Consider the following 6,452-nt stretch of genomic DNA (forward strand, 5'->3'; position numbering starts at 1 on the left):
CCCTGGCGCGCGAGCTGCTGGAGAGCCGTTTTGCCGGCCTGTGGGTGGCGGGCGAAGTGTCCAACCTGACCCGCGCCGCCAGCGGCCACTATTATTTTTCGCTCAAAGACGGCGCCGCGCAGGTGCGCTGCGTGATGTTCAAATTCGCCGCCCAGCGGCTGGCGGTGCCGCTGCAGGAAGGCGCGCACATCGAAGTGGCAGGCAAAATCAGCCTGTACGAAGCGCGCGGCGAGTTTCAGATTACCGTTGCCCAAGTGCGGCAGGTGGGGCTGGGGCAGCTTTACGAGCGCTACGAGCGCCTGAAGCAGGCTTTGCAGGCCGAAGGGCTGTTCGATGCTGCGCGCAAACGGCCGCTACCGGCACGGCCGCGCTGCATCGGCATTGTTACCAGCCTGGCCGCCGCCGCGCTGCGCGACGTGGTCAGCACCCTGCGCCGCCGCGCGCCGGAAATCCCGCTGGTGGTGTATCCGGCCGCGGTGCAGGGCGCCGGCAGCGAACGCACGCTGGCTGCCGCCGTTCAGGCTGCCGCCGAACACAATCAGGCCGATGTGCTGATTGTGTGCCGCGGTGGCGGCAGCATCGAAGACCTTTGGGCGTTCAACGAAGAAGTCTTGGTGCGCGCGGTGGCTGCCAGCCCGATTCCGCTGGTGAGCGGCGTCGGCCACGAAACCGATTTCACCCTGTGCGATTTTGCCGCTGACCTGCGCGCGCCGACGCCGACCGCCGCCGCCGAACTGGCCGCGCCCGACCGCGCGGAAACGCTGCGTCTGCTCGCAAACCGCAGCCGCCTGCTCACCGAACTGCTGCGCCGCCACTACCAGCACGCCGCCCAGCGCACCGACGCCGCGGCCGCCCGCCTGCAGCATCCGCGCCGCAAGCTGCAGGAACAGCGCGACAGCCTGTCGGCGCAGGCGCGGCAGCTGCAGCAGGCTTTCAGGCTGCATTTGGCGCAGCGCCGCCAGCAAAGCGCCGCTGCCGCGCGCCTGCTGCAGCTGCAGAAACCCGACGGCACCCGCCACCGCCGCGAGCTGACCGCCGCCCAAGCGGCCTTTGCCCGCGCCGGCGGGCAGTTTTTCCGGCAGGCGGCCGAGCGGCTGCAGCGGCAGCAAACCCTGCTGCACGCGGTGTCGCCCGACAACATCCTTGCCCGCGGCTTTGCCGTTGTCCGCACCGCCCGCGGCAAAGTGGTGCGCGATACCGCGTCGCTGAAAACCGGCCAGAAGCTGCAGCTGACGCTGGCCGACGGCAGCCGCGGCATCCAGGTGCTGCCGCCGCACGGGCAGGGCGAATTGTTCGACTAAGCCGTGAAGAAACTTTTCAGGCTGCCTGTTGTTCCGATAAAAAAGGACTGACAGGCAGCCTGAAACATTGCCGCGCAGATAAAACGGCAGCGTTGAAAGCGGATTCGTGCTGCGGCTGTCCGAAACATTCTCAGCATATCGGACAAAAGGCAAATGCAAAATCCCGCATGATTTTTTATGGCGGACAACAACAAAAGCAGCCTGAAAGTTTCAGGCTGCTTTTTTTCATGGAAACTCCCAATAACGCCTTGGCTTATTTCCCTCTTGGATTTTTTATTTCCATAATGTGTTTTACATCACATAGGATTTCACCTACCGTATAAAAACGGTAAACCGGATCGCGCGGATACGGGGTACACCATATTTTTACATGCTTGTTTTTAAATTTTCGGTATTTTTTCCACTGGCTGTCCGATATGATCAGATCCGCAACTTTAACATTTGTCTGTCGGAATGCTGCAGAAACATAAGAACTTGTATCACTATGTTTTTCTATGGGAGAAATATTAATTGGTTTGTCTAAAACCAAACCCTGCCATTCAACTGAATGGGAAGACTCTGGATCGTGAATAATTCTGGACTTCAGCACGCCGGTCAGGGCGGACGGCAGCTCATAAATATATTCCTGATTCGATTGTGCCCCGGCGGAAAAAGCGACTGCCAGCAGCAAAAGCAAGTATGGTTTTTTCATAATCTACCTCTGTTCTGTCTCTGTCGTTTACTTTTGCAACAGCCTGAAAACCGTGTTTCGGTTTTCAGGCTACCCTTAGGCCGCAATATAGCTTAAATCATAAATTCCGGTTCTGTATTTCTAATAATGGGATATCGTTTGTCACAAAAGATTTCTGGAGCAGAATAGTTCAGATTATTTTTCTCACTGATTTTTGAAACTTCCACGCCGTATGAAAGTGTGTGACCACGGTCTTGATTTACCCGCCAAAATACATTGTATTCATATCCCTTATTTTCCATCGACATTTCCCCCCACATTCCAGAGGTACCATTTTTGGTGCTGTTACCACTGCGGGTCAACACATCTTTTTTCGGATTACGAAACGTCAATTCCGGCTTGCGGCCTTTGCGTCCAAAGCTGTAAATATAGTCGTTCCCTTGCCGGTAAACAGCTAATTGCTTACCGGTGGTGGTTGTACAGGAATGGATGATTTTTAACGGCGGTTTGGCATAGGCAGTCAAATTCAGTAAAACTAATGATAAAGACAAAAACGTAGCTTTCATAACATATTCTCCATCGGTTAGAAGGTTTTGAATTCTACAACCGGCTTGGCAAATTCCTATGCAGTATTTTTATTGCGCTGGCACTGTTTCGGATAACTGTTATTCAGCACCAGCTGCAACACCATCGTTTTAGCGCCGACAGACAAAAGCGGCAAAGCGGCGCAGGATGCCGGCGGCATCGGCGCTCTCGCGCACGGCGGCGATTTCGGCATCGGTATCGCGGCCGGCAGCGGCCGGCTCCTGCCGGCGCAGTTCGAGCATGGCCTGCATCAGCGGGGCGGTGAATTCGGGGTGGAACTGCACGCCCCAGGCGTTTTTGCCGTAGCGGTAGGCCTGGTGGGCGTCGTGCCGGTTGGCGAGCAGGGCGACGGCGCCGGCGGGCAGTTTCAGCACCGATTGGAAATGGGTGGCGTTGGCGCACAGCTGCGGCGGCAGCGGCGCAAACAGCGGGTCACCGTCGCAGGCGGGCTGGCGCTCGAGCGGGATGGTGCCGATTTCCAGCCCGTTGGGGTTGGCTCCGACTTCGCCGCCGAAGGCGTCGGCCAAGAGCTGGTGGCCGTAGCAGATGCCGAACACCGGCAGGCCGGCGGGCACCGCCTGCTGGAGCCAGCCGCGCACGGTTTCGCTGAAACTTTTGCGCTCGCCGACCATGCTGGGCGAGCCGGTGAGCACCGCGCCGGCAATTTGGCGGTAGTCGGGCAGCGCTTCGCCATCGACGGCGCGGACAATCTGCAGCGGCAGGCCGCTGTCGGCAAGCAGGGCGGCGATGTGTTGTTCGTAGTCGCCGAAACGGGCGCTGACGCTGGCGGGCGCGGAGCCGAGTTTGACGATAATCAGGGGTTTGGAAGCGGATTGCGGGTTCATCATTATGGTTGGATTGGTAAAAGGGTTGGACAAAAGCAGCCTGAAAACGGCAAAACGGCTTTCAGGCTGCCTGAAAAGGTTTACAGACGGCGCTCTTCGGGCAGGCGGCCGGCCCAGTCGCAGGCAAACTGGTAGGCGGTGCGGCCGGAGCGGCTGCCGCGCAGCTGCGCCCAGTTGAGCGCGGCGCGGCGGGTGGTGTCCTCCCATCCGATGCCGAAATCGACCAGCCAGCTGCGGGCGGCGGCCAGATATTCTTCTTGGTCGAACGGATAAAAACTCAGCCACAGGCCGAAGCGGTCGGAGAGCGAGATTTTTTCTTCAACGGCTTCGCCCTGGTGGATTTCGCCGCGGCTGCCGGTATGGCCGCCGTTTTCGTCGAGATATTCGGGCATCAGGTGGCGGCGGTTGGATGTGGCGTACACCAAAACGTTGGCGGCGCGCTGCGACAGGCCGCCATCCAGCGCGGTTTTCAGCGCTTTGTAGCTGCTTTCGCCTTCTTCAAACGACAAATCGTCGCAAAACACAATGAATTTTTCGGGACGGCGCTGCAGGATTGTGAGCAGGGCGGGCAGGGCGGCAAGATCGCTTTTGTCCACTTCCACCAGCCGCAACCCTTCGCCGGCGTAGCGGTGGAGCATGGCTTTGACCAGCGAGGATTTACCGGTGCCGCGCGCGCCGCTGAGTAGCACGTTGTTGGCCGGGCGGCCGTGCAAAAACTGTTCGGTATTGCGCACCAGCTGCTCGGTTTGGCGGCCGACGGCGGCCAGCCGCTCCAGCGGGAAAGTATGCGGATCGGGCAGGGCGCTGAGCGTGCCGCCGCTGCCATCGGCCTGCCAGCGGTAGGCGAGGGCGCGCCAGTCGGTTGGCGCCGGTGACGGCGGCAGGGTCTGTTCCCAGCGCTGCAGGGCGGCCAGCAGGGTGCGCAGCAGTTTTTTAGTGGCGGTTTTGTTTTTCATCGTTTATTTCGTCAAACAGCTTTCAGGCTGCCTAAGCGCTTGCGGTTCAGGCAGCCTGAAAAGGAATCGGCGGCGGTTTTCAGGCTGCTTTTGGGTAAAAAGCAGCCTGAAATATTAGTTGCGCAAATCGCGGATGTCGCGCCAGCCGTCGTTGGTTTTCACCAGCGTGGCGGTTTTCGCGTGGCTTTCGCGGATTTCGGCGAAGTTGTCGTCGGACTTGATCAGCTTGCGCGCCCAGCGTTCGGGCTCCACTTTGGCTTGGTAGGAAACCTGGGTCAGGGTAACGCCGTTGGCGGGGGAAGGTTCGGTGTAGAAATTGATGCTGTCAACCTTCTCGTGGCCGACGCACAGCAGCGGGCCGTGGATGGAAGCGAGAATCTGCTCCGAGCCTTTGTCGGTCAAGTCGAACACCACATAGCGGATGGCGGCTTCGCCTTCGCCGATGCGCAGCTCTTTGCCTTTTTTGTACAAACCGGCGTCGCTGAGCATTTCCATCTGCGCCATCGCCGCTTCATTGGCGTGCTTGCCGCTGTTTTGCCGCTTGAGCAGGCGGATTTGCGGTGCACCCACCAAAGTGTCGGCCGGATTTTCGTTTTCCAGGCGGTGCTCGACGTTCAGGCGGTAGGGCAGGCAGACGGCATTTTCGGCATTGGCCGTATTGATGGCTTCCTGCAGGTCGGACTTGGATACCCCGTCGCCGCCGCAAGCGGACAGCGCCAATACGGAACCCAGCAACAACAGTTTTTTCATTTCATCATTCTCCGGTTTCTGATAGACGGTCAAGGGCGGCAAGGATAGCCCCATTCGCCGGCGGCGACAAGACAAAAAACCGCCGATTCCGTACAATGTGCGCGTTTGGAAACAGGAGCCGCATCCATGACGACGACGCTATACGGCATCACCAACTGCGACAGCGTAAAAAAAGCCCGCACCCGACTCAAAGAAGCCGGCGCGGATTATCAGTTTTGCGATTTCAAAAAAACACCGCCCGATGCGGCGCAAATCGGCCGCTGGCTGCAGCAAATCGAACTGGCGCAGCTCTTGAACAAACGCGGCACCACCTGGCGCAAACTCAGCGCCGCCGAGCAGGCGCAGGCTGCAAGCGAAGCCGGCGCCATCGCGCTGATGGCCGCCCATCCCAGCCTGATCAAGCGGCCGCTGCTCGAGTACAACGGGCAGCTGTATTGCGGTTTTGACGAAACCCTGTACCAAAGCCTGTTTCAGGCAGCCTGAAAACGGATTGGCCATGCCGCAAACCGTGTTTATCGCCGATCTGCACCTGTCCGACAGCACACCCGAACTCAACCGCCTGTTTATTCAGGCTTTGGACGACTGGCAAGGCAGGGTGGACGCGCTCTATATTCTCGGCGACTTATTCGAAGCCTGGCTGGGCGACGATGCTGCCGACGGTGCCGCATTGGCCGCCGCCGCGCGGCTCAAAGCCTTCAGCGCCGAAACGCCGGTTTACTTTATCTGCGGCAACCGCGATTTTCTGGTCGGCCGCCGCTATGCCGAGCGCACCGGCTTTACTATTTTGCCCGAGCAATACGCCGTATCGCTCTACGGCAAACGCTATCTGCTGAGCCACGGCGACGAAATGTGCACCGCCGATACCGGCTACCAGCGTTTCCGCCGCCTGATGCGCTGCCCAATCGTGCAAAAACTGCTGCTCTCGCTGCCGCTGGCGCTGCGGCGCAAAATCGCCGCTAAGATGAGGCAGAAAAGCCGCCAAATCCAAAACCGCCGCGGCTACGTTCCCGCCGCCGACGTTACCGAAAACGGCGTTCAGGCTGCTTTTGCCGCCCATCCCGGCTGCAGCGCGCTTATCCACGGCCACACCCACCGCCCGGACATCCACCACCACCAAGTTCAAGGCCAAACAGTCGAACGCTATGTGTTGCCGGACTGGTACGGCAGCGAAGGCGGCTATCTTGCGGTCTCACCGCAGGGGGCGGAAATGAAAAAACTGACGCTGCGGCAAACTTAGCAAAAATAAACGGATATTAAAATAATTTTACATAATATAAATTATGCGAACAGGCGCAGGCCTACGGCCAGCGGTAGTCCGCAACACATGCCTGCCGCGCCATCCGGT

Annotated in this window: 8 protein-coding genes; 3 read left to right on the forward strand and 5 right to left on the reverse strand. The window is 59.2% G+C overall.

The window, feature by feature from the left end; genetic code table 11:
- The first annotated feature begins 2 nt into the window (after positions 1-2).
- On the forward strand, positions 3-1,301 hold the full coding sequence (gene xseA / locus MB824_RS06925; protein ID WP_238747494.1) for an exodeoxyribonuclease VII large subunit: 1,299 nt from the start codon (positions 3-5) through the stop codon (positions 1,299-1,301).
- A gap of 253 nt (positions 1,302-1,554) precedes the next feature.
- Here xseA and MB824_RS06930 read toward each other — a convergent pair whose 3' ends face one another.
- From MB824_RS06930 to MB824_RS06950, 5 genes are all read right to left on the reverse strand, one after another.
- Positions 1,555-1,992 carry a hypothetical protein gene (locus tag MB824_RS06930; RefSeq protein ID WP_238747496.1) on the reverse strand — a complete coding sequence of 146 codons (438 nt, stop codon included), beginning with the start codon at positions 1,990-1,992 and terminating at the stop codon, positions 1,555-1,557.
- 92 nt (positions 1,993-2,084) lie between these two features.
- Positions 2,085-2,537 carry a hypothetical protein gene (locus MB824_RS06935; RefSeq protein WP_238747498.1) on the reverse strand — a complete coding sequence of 151 codons (453 nt, stop codon included), beginning with the start codon at positions 2,535-2,537 and terminating at the stop codon, positions 2,085-2,087.
- A 129-nt stretch (positions 2,538-2,666) separates the two neighbouring features.
- On the reverse strand, positions 2,667-3,404 hold the full coding sequence (locus tag MB824_RS06940; RefSeq protein WP_238747500.1) for a glutamine amidotransferase: 738 nt from the start codon (positions 3,402-3,404) through the stop codon (positions 2,667-2,669).
- Positions 3,405-3,481: 77 nt separating this feature from the next.
- Entirely contained in the window at positions 3,482-4,357 is an 876-nt protein-coding gene (locus MB824_RS06945) for an ATP-binding protein (protein WP_238747502.1), read from the reverse strand.
- A 114-nt stretch (positions 4,358-4,471) separates the two neighbouring features.
- Complete coding sequence (locus MB824_RS06950) at positions 4,472-5,107, reverse strand: hypothetical protein (protein ID WP_238747504.1); 636 nt, start codon at positions 5,105-5,107, stop codon at positions 4,472-4,474.
- Positions 5,108-5,233: 126 nt separating this feature from the next.
- Here MB824_RS06950 and MB824_RS06955 point away from each other — a divergent pair, with 126 nt between their 5' ends.
- The gene (locus MB824_RS06955; protein ID WP_238747506.1) at positions 5,234-5,590 is read left to right on the forward strand and encodes a Spx/MgsR family RNA polymerase-binding regulatory protein; all 357 of its coding nucleotides are present in this window, start codon (positions 5,234-5,236) and stop codon (positions 5,588-5,590) included.
- A gap of 13 nt (positions 5,591-5,603) precedes the next feature.
- Positions 5,604-6,344, forward strand: a complete 741-nt coding sequence (locus tag MB824_RS06960) for a UDP-2,3-diacylglucosamine diphosphatase (RefSeq protein WP_238747508.1) — start codon at positions 5,604-5,606, stop codon at positions 6,342-6,344.
- Positions 6,345-6,452: the final 108 nt, after the last annotated feature.

The organism is Kingella pumchi (assembly GCF_022288825.1).
Taxonomy (GTDB): Bacteria; Pseudomonadota; Gammaproteobacteria; order Burkholderiales; family Neisseriaceae; genus Kingella_D; species Kingella_D pumchi.

Coding starts and splice junctions, on each gene's coding strand:
- MB824_RS06955 (WP_238747506.1), top strand. CDS start 5,234: ATGACGACGACGCTATACGGCATCACCAACTGCGACAGCGTAAAAAAA.
- MB824_RS06940 (WP_238747500.1), bottom strand. CDS start 3,404: ATGATGAACCCGCAATCCGCTTCCAAACCCCTGATTATCGTCAAACTC.
- MB824_RS06950 (WP_238747504.1), bottom strand. CDS start 5,107: ATGAAAAAACTGTTGTTGCTGGGTTCCGTATTGGCGCTGTCCGCTTGC.
- MB824_RS06935 (WP_238747498.1), bottom strand. CDS start 2,537: ATGAAAGCTACGTTTTTGTCTTTATCATTAGTTTTACTGAATTTGACT.
- MB824_RS06930 (WP_238747496.1), bottom strand. CDS start 1,992: ATGAAAAAACCATACTTGCTTTTGCTGCTGGCAGTCGCTTTTTCCGCC.
- MB824_RS06945 (WP_238747502.1), bottom strand. CDS start 4,357: ATGAAAAACAAAACCGCCACTAAAAAACTGCTGCGCACCCTGCTGGCC.
- MB824_RS06960 (WP_238747508.1), top strand. CDS start 5,604: ATGCCGCAAACCGTGTTTATCGCCGATCTGCACCTGTCCGACAGCACA.